Here is a 19,929-nt window from a genome sequence, read left to right as displayed (position 1 = left end):
CAAATATTAAAAGGTGAAGGTTAAGAAAACACGCACATCCCGCCCCTCGCTGGGTAAATACGACTGGTAGCATTGGTATTCGGTGTTCATCAGGTTATTTACAGCCACATTTAATGATGGTTTTGAGAGCAGATTTGGCAGGTTTACGCCTAAATTGCAACCAAGCAGTAAGTAAGCCGGCGTTGCATATGGGTTATCGCCCAAACGCGATTGTTCTGAGTAATAAATACTGCGAAGTTTACAGTTGTATTTTACATTTTTCGTAAATGTGCCACTGTAACTAATATCTCCTTTTAAATTGAAAGGTGGCACGTAATTTAAGGGAGTACCATTGCTCCAATAATCAGCCGACTCGCTAACATCAGTTCCGTTTAGGTAGGATATGCCACACTGTATTGAAAGATGGTCATTTTCCTCCAGCACTTTATCAAACAGTAATTTTCCATTTATTTCGCCTCCCCAAAGGCGTGTTTTACCAATATTTACATAGGTAAAATTGGTGCCCGGCAATCCACTTATTTCCTCTTTGGTAATCATGTTGTTCATCAACCATAAAAAGGGGCTTGCTTCCCATTCGAAATACTTATTCACAACACGATAGCTTAAGTCGATACTGCTGCAGTATTCCGGTTTCAGATCGGGATTTCCATAAATGATTCCGTTCGATGTATAACTATCGGCAAACAATTCGGTAGTTTCGGGCATTCGAAACGAACGTGCCAGATTAAGTTTGAGAGTCGAGTTTTTCTTTATTTGTGCAATTAAAGCTGTATTTCCACTCAATGCTTCTTTTTGTTGTTCCAGCCCTTTGTTTTGTTCGCTACTATGCACATTTCCCTGATTAATTATTGCCTTGTTATACCGTATGCCAACTACCGTTTTCACTTGGGAAGTTAGCCGGACATTATTTTCTAAATACACACCAAAATTCTGATTGTGTGCATTCTGACTCACTCTGTTGTTGAAATTTATTTCTTCGATATAATCTACTACATCAATTGGGGTTGATATATGAAAACTATAAGCTTCAGCACCGGTTTTTATCTGATAACTGTCGGACACTTCCACTACTGTATTTATATTTGCTCCATAATAATAATCGGAAAAACGGGTCGTTTCCAGATACGACAATCGATATCCGGCAGCTGCATAATATCTTTTAGTCAGCTCCCTTCTCTCGTTTGAATAAAAAACACTTGTTTCAAAATTACTTAGTATTCCCATGTTTATACTACAGTATTTCAAAACATAATTATTCGTCTTTTCATTTATGGTTTGCACTCTCATGTAATTGGTTCCGTTAAAACCGACCGGCTTCCCCCATGGACCTCCATCGTGAAAATCACTTGTGAAAATCAAATTTTGCTTATCGGATAATTTGTATCCGGCGGTTACGAACAAATCTTTATCGGTATAAAAACTATTTTCAGCAACAGTACCATCGGGGTATTTAAAATTACTGGCATCGCGGTAACGAAATCCTGATTTTACAGCAAACTTTCCGTTACTCCATCCGCCGCAAACCAAACTATTTTTCTCGTGGTCTACAGAACCATAGCCAGTCGTGATTTTTGCATTCAATCCGTCTTGTTTAAAAGGCGACTTATCAATAAGATTAATAATACCTGCCATAGCACCAGCTCCGTAAATAACCGATGCTGCTCCTTTTTCCACTTCGATACGTTCCAGATCGTATACGTTAATTGTATGAGACATATAGCCTGCCGGATAACTACTGAAACGTCGTACACCATTACGTAATACCAATAACCTCTTGCCCGACATACCTCGTAAGCTTAAAGGTGCTTGATAGCCCGATTTGATGGTAAAGCCTGCCTTGGTTTGCAACACTTCACTTACATTACGGGGACGTAAACTCTGGATTTCTTTTTTGCCGGAAGTAAAAGCTGAAACGGGGCTCTTGTTATTGATGTATTGACAGCTTACCACTGCTATTTCGGTAAGCCTATAGTTTTTAGAACTTAATTGGTAAGCCGTGTCAGCCACATCAATTCTTAAGGTGTCGGTATTGTACCCCATAGCACTTACAATAATGCATCGATTCAGACTATCGGGAAGCTCTAGGTTAAAGTTCCCGAACTCATTGCATACAACGCCATTACCCAAACTATCGCAAACAGTGGCAAACGGAATCGGATTCCCCGATTCATCTGTAAGTACGCCCGAAAGCTTTTGCTGTCCGAATAAGGGAAAACAAAACAGAATACTGTATACTATAAGGATGTATCGGTTCATTTTTATTAATTTACCAGAATTTTAATTTTGCTTCAATCGTATTTTACTCACTAACAACCTGCCATCTAACCAAGGTTTGCTTTTCCTTTGGCTTTGCAGGTTTAAACTCTTTTACCATAAATTTCACATACGCACCTTCGCTTGTTTTCACAAGATATACAGGTTGTACTTCCTGCTCTGTTTTCCCCTCTGGAATCACCAGAATATTAGATCTAAATTTTTGACCAATAGCACATTGATCAAGAGCCGCAAACAAAGGCGCACGTTCGTAAAAACCTGCAGTTTCATTTTTGAATTGTTCGAAATCAATTACCGGATCGGTAACTAATTGAGCAGTCATTTCTTCGGTTATACTTGTAAGCGAATTAAAGTAATCCACACCTTCACCAAGCTTACATATCTTTGTTTCCGATGAAAGCAACATGGCCGGACAGCCTTCGTTTTTTAAATCGCCATTGGTGTCATAGTAATACGATTTTACAACATAAAATTTAACATCATAAGGAAATTCATCTTCCAATTCCATATACTTATAATCCAAATCTGTTTCGTCAAGCTGACATTCTGCATGTACAAAATCCATTCCTGCACCCCAAACATTTACCTTAGGGTCGCGTTCCAAATAATACTCTTTAACAGGATAATCGCCCTGCGTGATCACCAAAGGCTTATCCTCTTTATCACAGGATACTAACAATACAACAAGGGCTGCAAAGACCAAAATTAATTTTCTCATTTCTTTCGCTTTTAATATTTGAACAATTCGATATCTCTAATTGAGTTAATGCCGTAAGCTTTATAAAGTACAACCTCGTTATGTTATTTGCAGATAACGTGCCATTAAAAAAAGCCACACCAAGAATTCACCTTAATAAAAAGTAATACAACGAATTAAGGCTTTTTATAAGAATTATATAAATGGTGAGATTTTACATTTTAGTAAAAATGAAGAATTATAATCTACAAAAATGTAACATTTGGGAATTGCATTTAAATGGACAGGAGTAAAGCCTGTTTCTTAATTTCTTATTATCAGTAATCAAAGAAAGAAGAAGATTTTTTGTTGCTCCGGCAACATGCTTTGATGTGATGCTCCGTATGGGAAAAATCAGAAACTATTTCATAAAAAAAGACCTGACAGGTTTTAAAATCCTGTCAGGTCTTTTACTATAATATGGTAAGCTCGAACGAAGTTTTTTATCACAAATATTATTCCTGAGCACCGTGATTCTTTGCAATGCCGATCCAATGTTCGGCAAGAATCTTTGGATCGGCACCTATGCCACGAGCAAAATGTAATGCGACTCCCATTATTAATACAGAAGCTTCGTGTAATTCTTGATTTGTTTGCAAGGCTCCAAATTCTTTCTGTGCTTTTAATTGAAGCAAATCATTGTGTTTTTGAGTAAATGCAATAGGATCATCATCAGAAATTTCAGGAATCATCAAACAATCAATCCACTCCTGTCCTATCCTTTCTGCTAATTCTTCCGGAGGCTCATTGCCCATTTTTCTCCATAGCGGTAATGTTTCCTTATCTCCGGATTCAGCTAAACCAGTATCAAGCAGTAGTTCAAATGCAATATCAGCTATGTTTTGCATCATTTCTAAATATTGATCCTGAGCTTTTTCGAATTGATCCGTTATCTGTCCATTAAGATATTCACCAACACTCATTTGAGGTAAATCTATAACTTCAGGACATTTTTCCAAACAAGGAAGTTTATCTCCCTGATACATATAGTGAACTTCGTTACTTTGAATTTGACGACCCAGCGGATATAACCGACAAGCCAGCGGGCGACCCAAGTGGACACTACATCCAAAATTATCGACATATTGAGAGCAAGCCTGCTTCTCTCCCCATCCTGCTTTTCCGTTAAATTGCAAACGAATTCCGCCGAACTCACAGTAAAGATCACGAAATTCCCTTGGAGTCATTTTTTTCTCCCTTGCCAAACACACCAGCTCCCATGGATTAAGCAACACTTGGTTACCATGGCAGCAAGCTCCGATTCGCGCACAGGTGAGAGGCAATATATTTTGAATACTCAGTATAGTTGTTTGCATTATTTCATTTTTGATATTTCACTTAATAACAGCTCAATAATTAATCGGTTATCAAACTGTTAAAACATTATTTAAAAGTAAAGATATATCAAATCTCCTACAATGATATATGTTGGACTGCTATCATCAATTGAATTTTTATCGCTCCGGCATCATGCTTTTCGAGGAAGCTTTTTTGATGTTGCGATCCATAAAACTACCTGAGAAGATTAAGCCACCAATAATCCCCATAAAAATATAAAGCACCTGAGTTCCCATATTGCTCTGTACTCCATCAGCACCAAGAAACACACTACTTAAACCAATAAATGCTTTACTTCCCGGAACGAGCATCACAATTCCCGGCACTAAAAAAACCAACTGCGGCGATCGCGTTATTTTACCAAACAATTTGCTAATGCTCACAGCCACAATGGTACCGATAAATATGCTCACCAAAATTCCTGTAAAGTCTAAAAGCGTAGTGGTATAAAAGCTAATAAATCCAGCAATAACACAATACAACAAATCTCTTGTCCGTACTTTAAATACTACGGCCAAGCTAAGTGCCAAAACCAAAATAGCCAAGTAGTCGAGCCACTCGGGCACATCATTTATTACATTATTAGGTTGTAAATCAACAAACAAAGGAAGAATTGCCAAGCCTAAAACAACACCAAAAAACTGTTTGAAAAGTGATACCAGTGCATCGAACAGCTTGGCTGTTCCAGACACCAAACTTCGGGAAGTGATCTCTTCCAACGCGGTAGTGATGGATAATCCGGGAATAAACACAATAATAGATGCCAGGATGGTCATGGAAATATTGATTTGCTCAAATTGCATAGACAATAAACCTGTTATTAAAGTAGCTGCAAAAGCAATTAATGATTCCAACGCACTGCGGATGTATCCCGATTTTTGAGCCAAAAGAGTGATGCCATAAATCACAGCACCAATAATTGATGCGGTAATTGCAGATGCCCAACTGGTATCCAATATCATGCTAAATGCCCCTGCCGATAGAATAAAAGCGGCCAATTCGGTTAGTTTGCCATAAGCAAAAGGCGCTGTTTTTAATTGCTCCATAGCAATTTTTGCTTCTTCAAAACTGCTTTTATTAGAAAGAACATCGTTAGTGATTTCTACAATTCGCGACAAAGCACCCAAATTCAATTCCCCTGGTGGCACGCATTCTACGTAATTGTAGGTTTGCTCTTCCTCTTCGTAAAACACATAGTTAATCCAGGTTGGTGTATCCATAAAACTTCCCTTAATCCCTTTCTTTTCCGAAATCTCTGTCAGATAAATCTGCGATTTATAGGATGGTACGCCATAAGTATGTAAGGCCTTACCCAACTGCACTATGAATTTATATTTTCCGGGAACCTGCATGTTCTTTTATTTCTGTACTAAATGATTATTTGAGTTAGCTGCAGCGCTCTGCACCTAAACGTTTTATTTTTCTCTGTTCACCGATAATTGTTCGCTGATGACTAATGCCTTTAAATCCGCACAAAAATACAATTTATTTATGCATCAAGCCATCCTATAATCTTGTTATTCCCTGTATTTATATTAGGTAAAGAAACAATACTTCTTGTTTTGTTTCATTTTCCTTAAAATATTCCCCTTTCGGAGAATAACGAGAGCCTTTATGCATTACTTTTGCAACTCAAAACAATCAATAACGAAAAAAAAATCTGTCTTCAAAGAATAGGGCTTCCTTTGCGGATAAACCTAAACATGATGGCTTCTTCATGAACCAGATCGGGACAACCATTATCATTTAAATTATTAACGAATGAAATCTATTTTTAGACCTAAATTATTCACAGTACTAAAAGGCTACAATGCCCAAGCCTTTCAAAAGGATTTGTTTGCAGGGATTATTGTAGGTATCGTTGCTCTTCCTTTAGCCATTGCATTTGCTGTTGCATCGGGTGTTTCGCCTGAAAAGGGCTTAATTACAGCCATCGTTGCCGGATTTATCATTTCCTTATTAGGTGGCAGCCGTGTTCAAATTGGTGGTCCTACCGGAGCTTTTATCGTAATTGTTTACGGCATTGTCAGCCAGTACGGAATTGATGGATTAATGATCTCTACATTTTTAGCAGGTATTATTCTGATTCTGTTTGGTGTGCTGCGTATGGGAGCGGTTTTAAAATTCATTCCCCACCCTCTAATTGTTGGTTTTACTTCGGGTATTGCTCTGGTTATTTTCTCTACTCAAATTAAAGCAGCCTTTGGTCTTCAGATAGCAGAAATTCCATCTGAATTTATTGGAAAATGGGCTTGTTATTTCTCTAACATTTCCAGTCTCAATGTATATGCAATCGCGATTAGCGGGGGTACAATTCTATTGACCTTATTCGCTGGCAAATTGATCCCTAAAATACCAGGATCTTTTATCGCAATTATTACACTGACCGCACTTGTACAGGTTTTCGACATGCCGGTTGAAACTATCGAATCGGTATATGGAAGCATCCCCAATTCATTTAGTTTCTCGGTTCCCACTGTTGACTGGACCAATCTTCCAAATTACTTTCAACCGGCTATAACCATTGCGATTTTGGGCGCGATCGAGTCCTTACTATCGGCAGTAGTTTCCGACGGTATGATTGGTGGAAATCATCGATCCAATACAGAATTGATTGCACAGGGAATTGCCAATATTTTCTCTCCTATTTTTGGAGGTATTCCGGCAACAGGAGCTATTGCAAGAACTGCAACCAATGTTAAAAATGGCGGGCGTACACCTGTTGCGGGAATCATTCATGCACTTACTCTTCTATTAATCATGTTGGTGTTTGGACGATGGGCAAAGTTAATTCCTATGTCGTGTCTTGCAGGTATTTTGATTGTGGTTTCCTACAACATGAGTGAATGGAGATCTTTCAAATCTATCCTTAAGGGTTCAAGATTCGATATTATAGTTTTACTCACTACCTTCTTCTTAACCGTATTGGTTGATTTAACCATCGCCATCGAAATGGGAATTGTACTGGCATCCTTAATCTTCATGTATCGAATGTCAAAAATTAATGGCGTAATTCAACACGAATCGGATTCGGATGAAATACAGAATTACAATCAAATCCCTAAGGAAATTGAGATATATGAAATTAGCGGTCCGTTCTTTTTTGCCGCAGCCAAAAGATATCAGGAAACCCTTCGTAACCTGAAAAGTTCTACATCAGTTCTTATCATTCGAATGCGTCACGTTCCTTTTATGGATACCACCGGAGTTCGAAACTTTACCGAAATCATTAAGAATCTGGAAAACAGAAAAACAAAAGTGATTTTATCAGGAGTAAATTCGGAAGTAATGGGCGATTTACAAAAAAGCGAAATTCATCATTTAATAAGCAACGAGAATATTTTCGATAATTTTGATGATGCTGTTGAAGCGGCTAAAAACTTACTATAGTTGGTAAGAAACTGTTTAAAAATAAAACCGGACAATAGGTATTCCTCCTAAAGTCCGGTTTTTTCATGTTCAATCCCCTAAAAAAAACATAAAAACTAAACTAAACTACTAATTGAAATTCGTTTTGCAGGGCACTCACAACCAGATCAGGAACTTGATGTGGTTTTCGGGTTTTACTATCCACAAAAACCAACGTAGATGTTGCAGTGCAGGTCTTTTCTCCTCTTCCGTTTTCAAATTCAAACTCAAATTTAAAACGAACCTTGGGCAATTCCTTTATTTTGGTTCGAACCGTTAATTCTTCATCATAGCCTGTCGGTTTTAAGTATTTTAGGTTCATCTCTATTACAGGAAGCATGATATTATTATCCTCTAACACCTTGTCGTTTATGCCGAATTGACGCAACAGTTCCGTTCTGGCCTGATGACAATAGTTAACGTAGTTGGCATGATAGACATAGCCCATTTGATCCACCTCGTTGTATCTTGGCCGTATTTTATATTCACCAATAATCATTGTTCTATTTTTAGTTCGGAAACAGCAGCTTTCTTCCAAAGTTCCGATAGTGTGCTGCCGATTTCCGAATATTTATTGTACTCTAAAATTGTTTTTTTCTCTACCATCGAGTAAACTATTTCTTCGGAAAAAGGAAGTTTACCCATCAGCGTAATTCCCTGTGTGGTAAAGAAGCTCTCCATTTGCATGGTAATTTCCAAATTGATATCATATTTATTGATTAAAGCATACATCGGTATTTGGAATGACTGCACCAACTCTACCAAACGCACCACATCATGGAATCCTGATTTGCTGGGCTCTGTAACCAAAATTACAGCATCTGCTCCAGTAATAGACGCAATTGCCGCACAGCCAATTCCCGGAGGTCCATCATTTAAAATAAATTCGGCATTCGTTTCTCTGGCAATTTCTTTAGCTCTTTTGCGGATTTGAGTAACCAATTTGCCGGAATTTTCCTCGCCCGGTCCCATTTTGGCGTGAACCAGTGGTCCAAAACGCGTATCGGACACAAACCAATGATTGTTACAGCTTCGCTCTGAACTGATTGCTCCTGCAGGACAAATACGTTCACAAAGACGACAACCTTCGCATGCTAACGAATCAATATGTAAGCCTCCGCCCGATTTAAAATGAATGGCTTCGAATTTGCAATACTGTCTGCAAAGACCACAATTGGTGCATAAATTGGTATCAATAGAAGCAACCCAGGCTCCCTCGAACACATGTGTCTCTTTATTTTCCGGTTGAAAAATAATGTGAAGATCAGCTGCATCAACGTCAGCATCCACAAAAACGGTATTCTTAATCACCGAAGCCAACGCTGCCGTAATACTGGTTTTTCCTGTTCCTCCTTTACCACTAAGAATAGTTATATCCTTCATATTATTAATTCAATTTCTTCAAATACTCAACCACCTTACAATACTCCTTCGCGAATTGAAGGGGAACACAGCTCACAATTTTTCCTTTTGCATACAAACCTGCATACTCTTTACTAAAAGGAATTTCACCCAATAAATCAATATTTTCAGCCTTCAGAAACTCATACACTTCAGAATCTCCTAATCCGGCTTTGTTTACAAAAACCCCAAAAGGTTTATTCACCTCACGCAACAAATCAACAGTAAGCTTTAAATCATATACTCCGAATGGCGTTGGCTCTGTCACTAAAATCACAAAATCAGCATCCGAAATGGTCTCAACAACCGGACAACTGGTGCCAGGTGGTGCATCGTAAATCAGAATATCATGTTCGCCAACTAAGTTCTTCTTTAAATCCTTAATCAACATAGTCTGCAACGGAGATCCAACCCGTAAATTGCCTTCCATCAGACTCAAATCATTACCAATATTGTAATTGGTCACGGTTCCAATGGCATTTGTGGTTTCGTAAATAGCATCAAACTGACAGGCCACAAAACAAGCACCACAAGAATGGCACAAATCCTTATTCACAACAGCATACTGCATTGAGGGAATCATTACAATTGCGTTGAATTCACAATATTCCTCACATTTTTTACAAAATGTACATTTCGAAGTGTCTATTTTAGGAATCACCTGCTCTGTTAATTTCTCACTCTCAACGTAGAAATTCCGAAAAAACAAAAGATCATTCGGCTCTTCTACATCACAATCAATTAACTGCACACTCCTTGTCCAATGCTCATTGATGGAAGAAAATAAATTAACAGCAAAAGTTGTTTTGCCTGTTCCTCCTTTGCCACTTGCAATGGCTATTTTAAATGCCATAAACTCCCCTCCTGCTTTTTTGTAATGATCAAATCTCCCTTATTCACACCCAACATCTCAGCCATTATATCACATTTTGCCATCAGCATAAAATAAAGTGATTTTCTTTTTTCATTTAGCAAACCTTCAAAATTTCCCTGTCCTTTAGAAATCACAACAGTCACTTTTGTATACAGTTCCTGAAATTCCTCTGAACAATTATCCACTAAGGTTGAAGGTGCATCATGACCATTCGATATCACCCTGCAAACATCCTGCATTCCTACTTGCTCAGCATCCTCAAGAGTCACATCATTAATAATCGGATTTCCCCGAACAACATAAGTTAAGTTTGGATGATTCAGATGTTGAATAAAAAGCTTATCAAAAACTATTTCACCTGCATTATCGCCTAAATACAAAACCGATTCTGCTTTTTCTATTTCAGCAAACATCTCATCTCTATCGTCCAAAGCAAAATCAAGAGCAAGTAATTCTTCTATTTTAGCTGGAATATCGGTTGGTACGCTATGTGCTCCATAATCAACAATATTGCCAACAACAGCTAATTTTGCAGCAATGTGAAGTGATTCATCATTCTCATTCACAAATGCAACCCATTTTTTATACTGCGAATACAAAATTGAATTGGCATGTTTCTTCTCCTCACGGTACAAATCATCATTTTGTATTTTCTTTTTCGCCAAACGATGAATTAGCAACGCCAGATAAGGATTTGAGAGATGCTTACAATTTATTAGTAAATGGTTTACTTCAGAGGAAAAATCACTGGCGACTTCCCCCTGAAGATTAAATTTGTCAATTAATAAATCCACCGTTTTGGAATGGCAAGCCAAACACCTGTTATCCATATTTAGTGGTCGCAATAGTTAGCTGTAAAGCTCAAACTTTCATCTAAAAATCCCTTTACCAATTCTTTAGCATCTAATTGAGGTGCTCCAACAAATACATTTACATTGTGTTGATTAAAAATTTGAATGGCTCTGTTTCCCATTCCACCGGCAATTACATCGGTAACCCCTAAGTCGGCTAAAAATGGAGGCAACAAACCTGGTTCGTGTGGTGGTGCAACCACTAATTCTTCTGTAACAATAGCTTTATCCTCAACATCAAGCAATGCAAAATGCGAACAATGGCCAAAATGCCCATCCAAAATTCCATCTTTAACCGGAACTGCAATTTTCTTTTTCATCTGTTTATAATTTTAAGTTTTTGTCAGATGGAACTTACCATATAATCATCTCCCTATGTGTAGAAAGCTTAATGCATGGACGTTTCATATGATTATAATTTTAAGTTTTTGCCATATAGTCCCGAAAGCTTTCGGGATTACCATGAACCGACAATCATCCCACTGTGTGTCAAAATCACTTTGGTATGGACGTTTCATACTAAGCGTTTTATTTCAAAAAATTTATCAATCCCAAACAAGAGGGAATACTATTTTGTTATTTATTCTTTGTATCAGGTACAGCACAGGAGCTATTGATATTGTTCAAGAAGAATAATATCAACAAGACTCCTATGCCTCTTACTAATCAGGATGCATTTTCTATGAAACCGAGGAATAAATATCTAATCATTTATTTTCCTTCGGCGAAGTCTTAGTCTTCCGGCACCTCCTCGTCCAAAACCAAATCCTTGTCCTTTGCCTCTTTCAATGGTTTCATCCTTAAATTCAGTCTCACTATCCATCTTCTTGTTGCTGTTACAGCGCCCCATTCCTCTTCCGGTTCGCGCTCCTTTTCCCTCCGGACCACTTCGATCTAAACCTGGCATTTCAACCTCCTTTTTTAAATTGATTTACTACTTTTTAATCTTTTTCCCTGTCCTTTACCACAGCCACTTTTTCGTTTCAAACCTAAACCTTTCCCTAACTTCTCCAATAGAGTGCTTTGGTCTGATTCAGAACACTGTCCGAGTCCTCTTCCCGATTTTGAACCTTCTCCTTCGGGTCCTTTTCCATCCAAGTGCGACATAATATTTTTTTTTAAGATTTCAATTTGTCTATAATGTGCTGCACTGTGTTATTATCATTTTGCAACAACACCATTTGTATATTGAACTTTTCAAGCAATTCTTTTGCTTTAGGTCCAAAATCACCCGAAATCACTTTTTGAACTCCCAATTCGACTACCTTTTCAACAGTTTTGGTTCCTGCTCCGCTTTGTGAGTTGATATTTTCATTCTCGATAAAACTAATTTCACCTGATTGATCATCATACAAACAAAACCAACCTGCTCTTCCAAACCGCAAATCAAAGATCGAATTCAATTGATTTCCCGTTGATGTAATAATTGTCTTCATGTTCTTATTTATTAATTAATTCGATGTGTTTGGAATTACAAGCCGGACAAGTTTCTTTGTCCATTATTTCCGGAATATTGAATCTTGCATTGCATTTCGAACACAAATACCAATCTTTATCCATAACTGCATTCCCAAAAACAGTTCTTATTTCCTTTGCTTCTACCAATGCTGCAGCAATTTTTCTTCGGGCACTTTCGTAGATTCTTGCAAAAGTCGGCCTCGATATGCCCATTAAATCTGCAGCTTCATTGTGTTTTAATAAATCGTAATCTGCTAACTTCAATGCTTCATATTCTTCATAAAGCAAATCAATTGATTTCCGACTCTTAGAATTTACACCAAAGGGTCTGTAACCTTTAAATCTTGGTGGTTCCACAACTTTTCTCAATCTGATTTTTCTTGGCATAGGGATTTATTTTTAACAAATGTAATGAGAATATTCTCATTTCGCAAATATTACTGGCCTTTACTAACAAAGCTATACAGCAAAAAAAGAGGCTCTGCAGCCTCTGTTAAATTTTTATCTCTTACAAACCTCATACTTCTTCTTCCTGAGAAATAAAATGGGCAAATTGTCTTTCAACAGTTATTGGCTCGGTTAAATACAATTCTCCAACCTGTTTCGATATTACATCGGGGAACACGTATTCTTTACCCTTAATTAATCCTTCTACTATTTCTCTGGCAACATTTACAGGAGAATCTTTTTCCATTTCCAAATCTCTTGTCATCTCAGTATCGATAGGTCCAGGGTATACACCCATTACAAGAATATTAGTCAAAAACAATTCTCCGCGCAAGCCTTGTGTAATACTATGAACAGCAGCTTTCGAAGCTGAATATGCTCCAGCAATTGGCATACTGGCCAAGCCCAATACTGAAGAAATATTTACAATAGCAGCAATTTCCCTCTGTTTTAAACAGTCTATTAAAGAAACAGTTAACTTTACCAAACCCCAAACATTTACTTCAAAATTTACAGCCATACTGTCTAATGTTTCATCCGAACAGAATCCTCCAGATTCATAAACCCCAGCATTATTAATTAAGATTTCAACATCCTTCGCTAATTTTGCAGCCCTAATAATTGATCGATCATCTCTTAAGTCTAAATGTATCGGAACCAAACGATTCCCATACTCAGGTTTAAGATCATCCATAGATTTTAAATTCCGTACTCCCGCATACACTTTTTTTGCCCCCTTATCGAACAGCTCAATGATTATTGCTCTCCCAATTCCTCTGTTAGCTCCACTTACAAAAGCTACCCTATCTTTAGGGGACACTTTGATTTCATTCATCACAACCTCCATTTTTGGTTTAACTTATTTGAATTGATTCTACTCAATTTACAAATATCACGCCCCAATAGCAATGCAAATTGTCTATCCAAACACTATTTAGAACTGCAGAATCATTTTGAACAGATCCTGTACGAATCAAATGGACTAATTTTTCTATCTTTGTTTTTGTCGTTTGATTTTGGCAATTTCTTATCGGGGTGCGAGTAATCTATAATCTTTTCCAATAGTATTCCCGGCTGGAGATGAAAAGAAATTGAACGACACAAATCATAACCGGACTCTGGAGATACATCTTTATGGATCCGGTTATTTTATTTTAAACTGCAAACCACATGCAATTCAAAATAGATAGAACTATCATTAACCAAAATATTTACTACAATGTCAACGAATTATTTCAAAGCCTATCCTGACGAAAAAGGAAATTTCGGTCAATACGGAGGAAGTTATATTCCTGAAGTTTTAGAAGAAGAGATGAAGAAAATCAATGAAGCTTACTATTCAATTAGTAAATCTCATGAATTTATCTCAGAACTAAGAAGCATCCGTAAGCACTTTCAGGGTCGTCCCACTCCTGTTTATTTCTGCAACCGCCTATCCAATAAATATGGTGGCCGAATTTACCTGAAACGTGAAGATCTGAATCATACAGGAGCGCATAAATTAAACCATTGCATGGGTGAAGCTCTTTTAGCCAAATACATGGGCAAAAAAAAGCTGATTGCTGAAACCGGTGCCGGCCAACATGGAGTTGCATTAGCCACTGCTGCCGCCTATTTTGGATTGGAATGTGAAATTCACATGGGGGAAGTCGATATTGCCAAGGAACATCCGAATGTAGTGAGAATGAAAATTCTTGGAGCAACAGTTGTACCTGTAACTCATGGATTAAAGACACTAAAAGAAGCGGTTGATTCTGCTTTTATGGCTTACCTTCAAGATCCGGTTAATACAATTTATTGCATTGGATCAGTCGTAGGACCTCATCCATTTCCTATGATGGTTCGCGAATTTCAGCGTGTAGTTGGAATTGAAGCAAGAGATCAATTTCAGGAAATGACAGGAGAACTGCCGGATAATGTTGTGGCTTGTGTTGGTGGAGGAAGCAATGCGATGGGAATTTTCTCGGCCTTTTTAGAAGATGATGAGTGTAAACTGCACGGCGTAGAACCTGCGGGTCGTTCTTTTGAAAAAGGTGAACATGCAGCAACTTTAACTTTTGGTAAACCAGGAGTAATACATGGATTCAAATGTTATCTTCTTCAGGATGAAAATGGGGAACCTGATCCTGTATATTCTGTTGCCAGCGGATTGGATTATCCTGGTGTCGGACCTGAGCATTCTATGCTTAAAGATTTGAATAAAGCTGAATACCATTCCATCACAGATAAAGAATGCATAGATGCTTTTTATGAATTGAGTAGAGAGGAAGGAATAATTCCTGCACTGGAAAGTGCACATGCTGTGGCGTATGCATTGAAACTTGCAAAAGCAAATCCAAAACAATCTATTTTGGTGAACCTAAGCGGCAGAGGTGATAAGGATATCGACTTTGTTGTTGATACGTACGGATTGCCCGAATAAATATGTACCATAAAATCAAATGCCACTTTTCGAAGTGGCATTTTTTATCCCTCATAATTGCTTTTAGTAAATTAATTAACTGAGAACATTAGAATTTAGTTTGTTTAGATTTATTTTTTTTGACTTATATTTGCCTTATTATGGAAGCTAAATTTAAATTCACGAAAGATTTAACGAGAGAAATGGAATTCATTACTTCGAGGAGTAGTGGGCCGGGCGGACAAAATGTAAACAAAGTAAATTCTAAAGTTGAGCTTCGATTTTCTGTTTTCGAGTCGGAAATACTGACTAAAAAGGAAAAGGAGATTATCTTTCTAAAGTTATATCATCATATTAATAATCTGGGTATACTATCGGTAACTGCTCAAACGGAACGTTCTCAGGTTCAAAATAAAGAAATAGCAATCCAAAAATTTTATCAATGGATTGAAATTGCTCTAACTCCTGTAAAACCCAGAAAAAAGACTCGACCAACAAGAGCTTCGAAAGAGAAAAGATTAGAAGAGAAACAGGCTCTTGCGCAAAAAAAAGAAAGCAGAAAAAAGCCTGAATTATAGAGATATTAAAAAGGGTGATCCAATGGATCACCCTTTATTTATCTTTGAAAAACTTCAATTTACATATTTGCAAAGAAGTCGTTTCCTTTATCATCAACAATAATGAATGCAGGGAAATTTTCTACGCGGATTTTACGAACAGCTTCCATTCCTAATTCAGGAAAATCAATCACCTCGATTGATTTAATGCTGTTCTTCGCCAATACTGCTGCAGGGCCTCCAATTGATCCTAAATAGAATCCACCATTTGCTTTGCAGGCATCGGTTACAGATTTGTAACGATTCCCTTTGGCTACCATCACCATAGAACCACCAACTTTCTGAAAAAGATCAACATAAGAATCCATTCGTCCGGCAGTTGTTGGACCGAAACTTCCTGAAGGCATTCCTTTTGGCGTTTTTGCCGGTCCGGCATAATATACAGGATGATTCTTGAAATACTCTGGCATTTCTTTTCCTTCCTCCAACATTTGTTTGATTTGCGCATGAGCAATGTCACGGGCAACAATCAAAGTTCCTGTTAAACTCAATCTTGTTTTAATTGGATATTTGGTCAATTCTTTCAAAATATCTGCCATTGGCTGATCCAAATTGATTTCAACAGCATCCTTCAAGTGCGGAGCCTCTTTTGGCAAATACTGAAATGGATTTCTTTCCAATTCTTCCAAATAGATTCCTTCTTCGGTAATTTTAGCTTTCACATTACGGTCGGCACTACAACTTACACCTAAACCTACCGGACAAGAAGCTGCATGACGAGGCAAACGAATTACTTTTACATCGTGAACGAAATATTTACCTCCAAACTGAGCTCCAATTTCACTCTTTTGGCAAATCTCTTCAATTTTTTTCTCCCATTCCAAATCACGGAATGCCTGGCCACCTTCATTTCCTTCTGTTGGTAAATGATCGTAATATCCGGCAGAAGCCTTCTTCACCGTAGCCAAAGTTGCTTCGGCCGAAGTGCCGCCAATTACCAATGCCAAGTGATACGGAGGACAAGCTGAAGTTCCTAAATCACGAAGTTTGTTTGTTATAAAAGTGGTTAAGTTCTTTTCGTTTAAAAGAGCTTTGGTTTCCTGATAAAGGAAAGTTTTGTTTCCTGATCCGCCACCTTTGGTTACAAACAAAAATTCATAAGTATTCCCTTTGTTTGCGTAAATATCAATTTGAGCAGGAAGGTTGTTTCCTGAATTTTTTTCTTCGAACATCGAGAAAGGAACCACCTGAGAATATCTCAGATTTCTTTCCTGATACGTATCGTAAACTCCTTTAGAAAGGTGCTCAGCATCATCTGCTCCGGTATAAACATCTTCCCCTTTTTTTGCGACAACAATTGCAGTACCTGTATCCTGACAAGTAGGCAATTCACCTTCGGCAGCTACCACCTGATTTAACAACATGGTGTGAGCTACAAAACGATCATTATCTGATGCTTCATTATCCTGAAGAATTGTCTTCAATTTATTTAAATGAGCAGGACGCAGGTAAAAAGATACATCTGAAAATGCTTCTTTCGAAAGCATTTCAAGCCCCTTTGGATCTACTTTTAAAATTTTTCTTCCATCAACTTCAACAGTTGAAACGTAATCTGTTGTTAGCAAACGATACTTGGTGGTATCCTTTGTTATTGGAAATGGTTTCTGGTAATGAAAATCAGACATGATATAGTATTTTATAATTTTGTATTTATAAGTCGAACGACAATAATCAAAAATGCACATTTTCGCCTTGATTAAAGTCATAGACAAATATAAGATAAATTGCAGTTTGAGGCTCTAGAAATTAGCTATTCTATAACATTGTCCTGCAACATAAGCTCGATAATTTCAATTCTTTCAGAAGGCATCAAAATCCCAATGAATCCAAAATTTTCTCATTCAACTGTCTGTTTTTACCTATGTAAGGATAACAGTGAATGTGGATTGCCGGATTAAAATTCATTTCAATTATAGCATAATTGTCTTTTGTTGCCGGCTGATTCACATCTTCAATCATCATATCCAAACCTGTAATCTGAACACCAAGCGCTTTTGACGATTCTATTGCAATATCCTTGTATGACTGATGAATATCATCCGTATAATCAATACTGTCGCCACCGGTACTTATGTTTGAATTCTCTCGTAAGTAAACTACCTGATCTTTTTTAATAACACTTTCAAAACTTAAACCTTGTTCTTTTAAAAACATCTCCTCAGCTTCTTCCAACCGAATTTTCTCAAGTGGTGTTCGATATCCTTTTCCACGCAAGGGATCCTGATTTTTGATTTCGACCAACTCGCGAACGCTTTTTTCGCCATCTCCTTTTACGTTGGCCGGTACTCTGTGTAAAATTCCGCAAACCTGATCGTTAATCACAAAGAACCGAAATTCCCTGCCCGAAATAAATTCCTCAATTAAAATACTTCCATCGTGTTCAAAAGCAATATCGACAGCTCTTTTATAAACCTCCTCGTCTTTATTTTCTTTTAAAATGGTAATTCCCAAACCATAATTTGTCGATTTAGGCTTTACTACAATGCCTTTTCCTTCAAACAAATCAAAATCGGAACGTGCTTGTCTGGCATCCTGATAATCCAATCCTGCAGGAACCCTAATCCCGCCTTTTTCAAGAATTTTCTTCGTTACCAGCTTATTTTCCATCATTAAAACACTTGAATAATTATCTAATGATGTTCGGGTAGCCTGCATTACATATTCCGTTTTATCTCCTTGGCTAAGACTGATGAAATTTTCGCATCGATCCAATATAGTAAACTCCACTCCTCTCCTCAAAGCCGCTTTCATCAATAATTGCGAAGACAATTCAAGGTCTTCGAATCCATGAAAGCGAAAACCACTCATTTCACTTTCTTCTTTGTACTGCTTTGCTTTGTTCAAATGAAAATTAATAAAGCCCTCCTCAACAATTCTTTGTTTTACTTTATAGGAAGTACGCTGGTCAGGATTTTCAACAAAATTTGAAATTTCATCAATAGACCCCTGATAATCAGGATCATTAATTAAATCTGATGTTCTTGCAAAATTGGTAATATCAGAAAGTAATTCTCTCAACATCTTTGTTGCACATGTTTCTTTTCCTTCAAAATTCATAAGCATTAGTTCGGAATTCAAACCATGACATGCAACCAAATCCTGATTATTAGCAGCCACCTTTTGGTCTGCTTCATTGTACTTATCTTTTTCTGCTGTAAATAAGCAATACAATAAAAATAAGTGCGTAAAATACAATCTATTTTTAGATACTCCTGATTTTTCAAACGGATCTAAATCCAGAATACGAACTTCCAGGTGTGATATTTTTTTGCTCTTTTCATCGAATTTTAACCGAATGGGAAGATAGAGCTCCTCTCCTGCCAATATTTTACCCGTATCAATCAAGTTAGATACAGACTTTTTATAATTCTCCAGACTATTGAAATCGACATAAAACTCTTCAATATTTCGATATCCCATGGAACTGTTTCGAATGGAAATAGCATTTCCACAGCTCATGAAACTCTTTTTTCCCGTTTTTAACGATTTCATTTTAAAAGAAGGATCTGAAATCGGACTCTCCCCAAATAACCAGATCAGCATCCATCGGTACCGCATAAAATTCCGAACCATTTTTAAGTAAATGGACTCACGAAAGCCTTCCAAATCGCTATCGCAATGATTTGCTTTTTTCAATTTACGCTCTAACCTGTCTGATAAAGAAAAATTAAAGTGAATCCCGGAAAGCATCTGTCTTTCTTTCCCGTATCGATTGGCCAATTCTTCTCTGTATTTCTCTTTATGAATCCCTTTCTCTCCAAATTTAGCAATTGGTATCTCTTCTTCCTGAGGCAATAAAGGAGGTAAACTTTGCGGCCAAAGTAATTCATCCGCTAAATTCTCAGAAATTACATCCTGCAAGGTCTCTAAAAAGCCATGAACTTCAGCAATACTATGCAAAGGAGGTGTTATCATCTCTACCTGACTTTCTGAAAAATCAGTAGTAATAAAAGGATTTTGAAATTTGTCACCAAGAATTCCAGGATGCGGTGTAGTTGCCATCTTACCCGTGTAATCGACTCTCACATTTTCCTTTTCAATGCCAAATTTACCGTTCTTCAAACTCTCACGAATCCCTTCTAACCGAAGCGCTTCATTGATATTATTAATAAGATGATTCATAT

General features: G+C 37.4%; 19 protein-coding genes. 3 read left to right on the top strand and 16 right to left on the bottom strand.

Annotated features, from left to right (window positions below):
- Nucleotides 1-6: 6 nt before the first annotated feature.
- The 4 genes from QUH73_RS01970 to QUH73_RS01955 form a co-directional block, all read right to left on the bottom strand.
- Nucleotides 7-2,256 carry a TonB-dependent receptor gene (locus tag QUH73_RS01970; RefSeq protein WP_289528790.1) on the bottom strand — a complete coding sequence of 750 codons (2,250 nt, stop codon included), beginning with the start codon at nt 2,254-2,256 and terminating at the stop codon, nt 7-9.
- 43 nt (nt 2,257-2,299) lie between these two features.
- Entirely contained in the window at nt 2,300-2,992 is a 693-nt protein-coding gene (locus QUH73_RS01965; protein ID WP_289528789.1) for a hypothetical protein, read from the bottom strand.
- Between the two features lie 473 nt (nt 2,993-3,465).
- On the bottom strand, nt 3,466-4,326 hold the full coding sequence (locus QUH73_RS01960; protein ID WP_289528788.1) for a YkgJ family cysteine cluster protein: 861 nt from the start codon (nt 4,324-4,326) through the stop codon (nt 3,466-3,468).
- A 138-nt stretch (nt 4,327-4,464) separates the two neighbouring features.
- The gene (locus QUH73_RS01955; protein WP_289528787.1) at nt 4,465-5,700 is read right to left on the bottom strand and encodes a threonine/serine ThrE exporter family protein; all 1,236 of its coding nucleotides are present in this window, start codon (nt 5,698-5,700) and stop codon (nt 4,465-4,467) included.
- A 409-nt stretch (nt 5,701-6,109) separates the two neighbouring features.
- Here QUH73_RS01955 and QUH73_RS01950 point away from each other — a divergent pair, with 409 nt between their 5' ends.
- Nucleotides 6,110-7,738, top strand: coding sequence for a SulP family inorganic anion transporter (locus QUH73_RS01950; RefSeq protein WP_289528786.1), 1,629 nt, complete (start codon nt 6,110-6,112; stop codon nt 7,736-7,738).
- A gap of 100 nt (nt 7,739-7,838) precedes the next feature.
- Here QUH73_RS01950 and QUH73_RS01945 read toward each other — a convergent pair whose 3' ends face one another.
- The 10 genes from QUH73_RS01945 to QUH73_RS01900 form a co-directional block, all read right to left on the bottom strand.
- Nucleotides 7,839-8,255 (bottom strand): acyl-CoA thioesterase, encoded by a 417-nt coding sequence (locus QUH73_RS01945; RefSeq protein ID WP_289528785.1) that lies wholly within the window; start codon nt 8,253-8,255, stop codon nt 7,839-7,841.
- Nucleotides 8,252-9,139, bottom strand: coding sequence for a 4Fe-4S binding protein (locus tag QUH73_RS01940; RefSeq protein WP_289528784.1), 888 nt, complete (start codon nt 9,137-9,139; stop codon nt 8,252-8,254). Before QUH73_RS01940 ends, QUH73_RS01945 begins: the two co-directional genes overlap by 4 nt.
- A gap of 4 nt (nt 9,140-9,143) precedes the next feature.
- Nucleotides 9,144-10,010, bottom strand: a complete 867-nt coding sequence (locus QUH73_RS01935) for an ATP-binding protein (RefSeq protein ID WP_289528783.1) — start codon at nt 10,008-10,010, stop codon at nt 9,144-9,146.
- Complete coding sequence (locus tag QUH73_RS01930) at nt 9,995-10,861, bottom strand: damage-control phosphatase ARMT1 family protein (protein WP_289528782.1); 867 nt, start codon at nt 10,859-10,861, stop codon at nt 9,995-9,997. The genes QUH73_RS01935 and QUH73_RS01930 overlap by 16 nt, the downstream gene beginning before the upstream one ends.
- 2 nt (nt 10,862-10,863) lie before the next feature.
- Nucleotides 10,864-11,202, bottom strand: coding sequence for a NifB/NifX family molybdenum-iron cluster-binding protein (locus tag QUH73_RS01925; RefSeq protein ID WP_289528781.1), 339 nt, complete (start codon nt 11,200-11,202; stop codon nt 10,864-10,866).
- A gap of 383 nt (nt 11,203-11,585) precedes the next feature.
- On the bottom strand, nt 11,586-11,789 hold the full coding sequence (locus QUH73_RS01920) for a DUF5320 domain-containing protein (RefSeq protein WP_289528780.1): 204 nt from the start codon (nt 11,787-11,789) through the stop codon (nt 11,586-11,588).
- A 14-nt stretch (nt 11,790-11,803) separates the two neighbouring features.
- Nucleotides 11,804-11,989, bottom strand: coding sequence for a DUF5320 domain-containing protein (locus QUH73_RS01915; RefSeq protein ID WP_289528779.1), 186 nt, complete (start codon nt 11,987-11,989; stop codon nt 11,804-11,806).
- An 11-nt stretch (nt 11,990-12,000) separates the two neighbouring features.
- Nucleotides 12,001-12,318: a NifB/NifX family molybdenum-iron cluster-binding protein gene (locus tag QUH73_RS01910; protein ID WP_289528778.1), complete on the bottom strand. Its 318-nt coding sequence runs from the start codon at nt 12,316-12,318 to the stop codon at nt 12,001-12,003.
- A gap of 4 nt (nt 12,319-12,322) precedes the next feature.
- Complete coding sequence (locus tag QUH73_RS01905; protein ID WP_289528777.1) at nt 12,323-12,727, bottom strand: DUF134 domain-containing protein; 405 nt, start codon at nt 12,725-12,727, stop codon at nt 12,323-12,325.
- Nucleotides 12,728-12,857: 130 nt separating this feature from the next.
- Nucleotides 12,858-13,622, bottom strand: a complete 765-nt coding sequence (locus tag QUH73_RS01900; protein WP_289528776.1) for an SDR family oxidoreductase — start codon at nt 13,620-13,622, stop codon at nt 12,858-12,860.
- 384 nt (nt 13,623-14,006) lie between these two features.
- Between QUH73_RS01900 and trpB the strand changes: the two genes are divergently transcribed.
- A complete protein-coding gene (gene trpB, locus QUH73_RS01895) occupies nt 14,007-15,209 on the top strand; it encodes a tryptophan synthase subunit beta (RefSeq protein ID WP_289528775.1) in 1,203 nt (400 codons plus the stop codon).
- Nucleotides 15,210-15,349: 140 nt separating this feature from the next.
- Entirely contained in the window at nt 15,350-15,766 is a 417-nt protein-coding gene (gene arfB, locus QUH73_RS01890; protein ID WP_289528774.1) for an alternative ribosome rescue aminoacyl-tRNA hydrolase ArfB, read from the top strand.
- 59 nt (nt 15,767-15,825) lie between these two features.
- On the opposite strand, the gene QUH73_RS01885 is transcribed toward arfB, so the two are convergent.
- Both QUH73_RS01885 and gshAB read right to left on the bottom strand, forming a co-directional pair.
- On the bottom strand, nt 15,826-17,430 hold the full coding sequence (locus tag QUH73_RS01885) for a fumarate hydratase (RefSeq protein ID WP_289528773.1): 1,605 nt from the start codon (nt 17,428-17,430) through the stop codon (nt 15,826-15,828).
- A 184-nt stretch (nt 17,431-17,614) separates the two neighbouring features.
- Nucleotides 17,615-19,927 (bottom strand): bifunctional glutamate--cysteine ligase GshA/glutathione synthetase GshB, encoded by a 2,313-nt coding sequence (gshAB, locus tag QUH73_RS01880; protein WP_289528772.1) that lies wholly within the window; start codon nt 19,925-19,927, stop codon nt 17,615-17,617.
- Between the last annotated feature and the right edge of the window lie 2 nt (nt 19,928-19,929).

It is taken from the genome of Labilibaculum sp. K2S, from assembly GCF_030372765.1.
Lineage (GTDB): Bacteria > Bacteroidota > Bacteroidia > Bacteroidales > Marinifilaceae > Labilibaculum.
This window is presented reverse-complemented; position numbering and strand designations above follow the sequence as displayed.

Coding starts and splice junctions, on each gene's coding strand:
- QUH73_RS01910 (WP_289528778.1), bottom strand. CDS start 12,318: ATGAAGACAATTATTACATCAACGGGAAATCAATTGAATTCGATCTTT.
- QUH73_RS01920 (WP_289528780.1), bottom strand. CDS start 11,789: ATGCCAGGTTTAGATCGAAGTGGTCCGGAGGGAAAAGGAGCGCGAACC.
- QUH73_RS01940 (WP_289528784.1), bottom strand. CDS start 9,139: ATGAAGGATATAACTATTCTTAGTGGTAAAGGAGGAACAGGAAAAACC.
- QUH73_RS01900 (WP_289528776.1), bottom strand. CDS start 13,622: ATGAATGAAATCAAAGTGTCCCCTAAAGATAGGGTAGCTTTTGTAAGT.
- QUH73_RS01925 (WP_289528781.1), bottom strand. CDS start 11,202: ATGAAAAAGAAAATTGCAGTTCCGGTTAAAGATGGAATTTTGGATGGG.
- QUH73_RS01930 (WP_289528782.1), bottom strand. CDS start 10,861: ATGGATAACAGGTGTTTGGCTTGCCATTCCAAAACGGTGGATTTATTA.
- gshAB (WP_289528772.1), bottom strand. CDS start 19,927: ATGAATCATCTTATTAATAATATCAATGAAGCGCTTCGGTTAGAAGGG.
- QUH73_RS01970 (WP_289528790.1), bottom strand. CDS start 2,256: ATGAACCGATACATCCTTATAGTATACAGTATTCTGTTTTGTTTTCCC.
- QUH73_RS01950 (WP_289528786.1), top strand. CDS start 6,110: ATGAAATCTATTTTTAGACCTAAATTATTCACAGTACTAAAAGGCTAC.
- trpB (WP_289528775.1), top strand. CDS start 14,007: ATGTCAACGAATTATTTCAAAGCCTATCCTGACGAAAAAGGAAATTTC.
- arfB (WP_289528774.1), top strand. CDS start 15,350: ATGGAAGCTAAATTTAAATTCACGAAAGATTTAACGAGAGAAATGGAA.
- QUH73_RS01965 (WP_289528789.1), bottom strand. CDS start 2,992: ATGAGAAAATTAATTTTGGTCTTTGCAGCCCTTGTTGTATTGTTAGTA.
- QUH73_RS01885 (WP_289528773.1), bottom strand. CDS start 17,430: ATGTCTGATTTTCATTACCAGAAACCATTTCCAATAACAAAGGATACC.
- QUH73_RS01915 (WP_289528779.1), bottom strand. CDS start 11,989: ATGTCGCACTTGGATGGAAAAGGACCCGAAGGAGAAGGTTCAAAATCG.
- QUH73_RS01960 (WP_289528788.1), bottom strand. CDS start 4,326: ATGCAAACAACTATACTGAGTATTCAAAATATATTGCCTCTCACCTGT.
- QUH73_RS01945 (WP_289528785.1), bottom strand. CDS start 8,255: ATGATTATTGGTGAATATAAAATACGGCCAAGATACAACGAGGTGGAT.
- QUH73_RS01955 (WP_289528787.1), bottom strand. CDS start 5,700: ATGCAGGTTCCCGGAAAATATAAATTCATAGTGCAGTTGGGTAAGGCC.
- QUH73_RS01935 (WP_289528783.1), bottom strand. CDS start 10,010: ATGGCATTTAAAATAGCCATTGCAAGTGGCAAAGGAGGAACAGGCAAA.
- QUH73_RS01905 (WP_289528777.1), bottom strand. CDS start 12,727: ATGCCAAGAAAAATCAGATTGAGAAAAGTTGTGGAACCACCAAGATTT.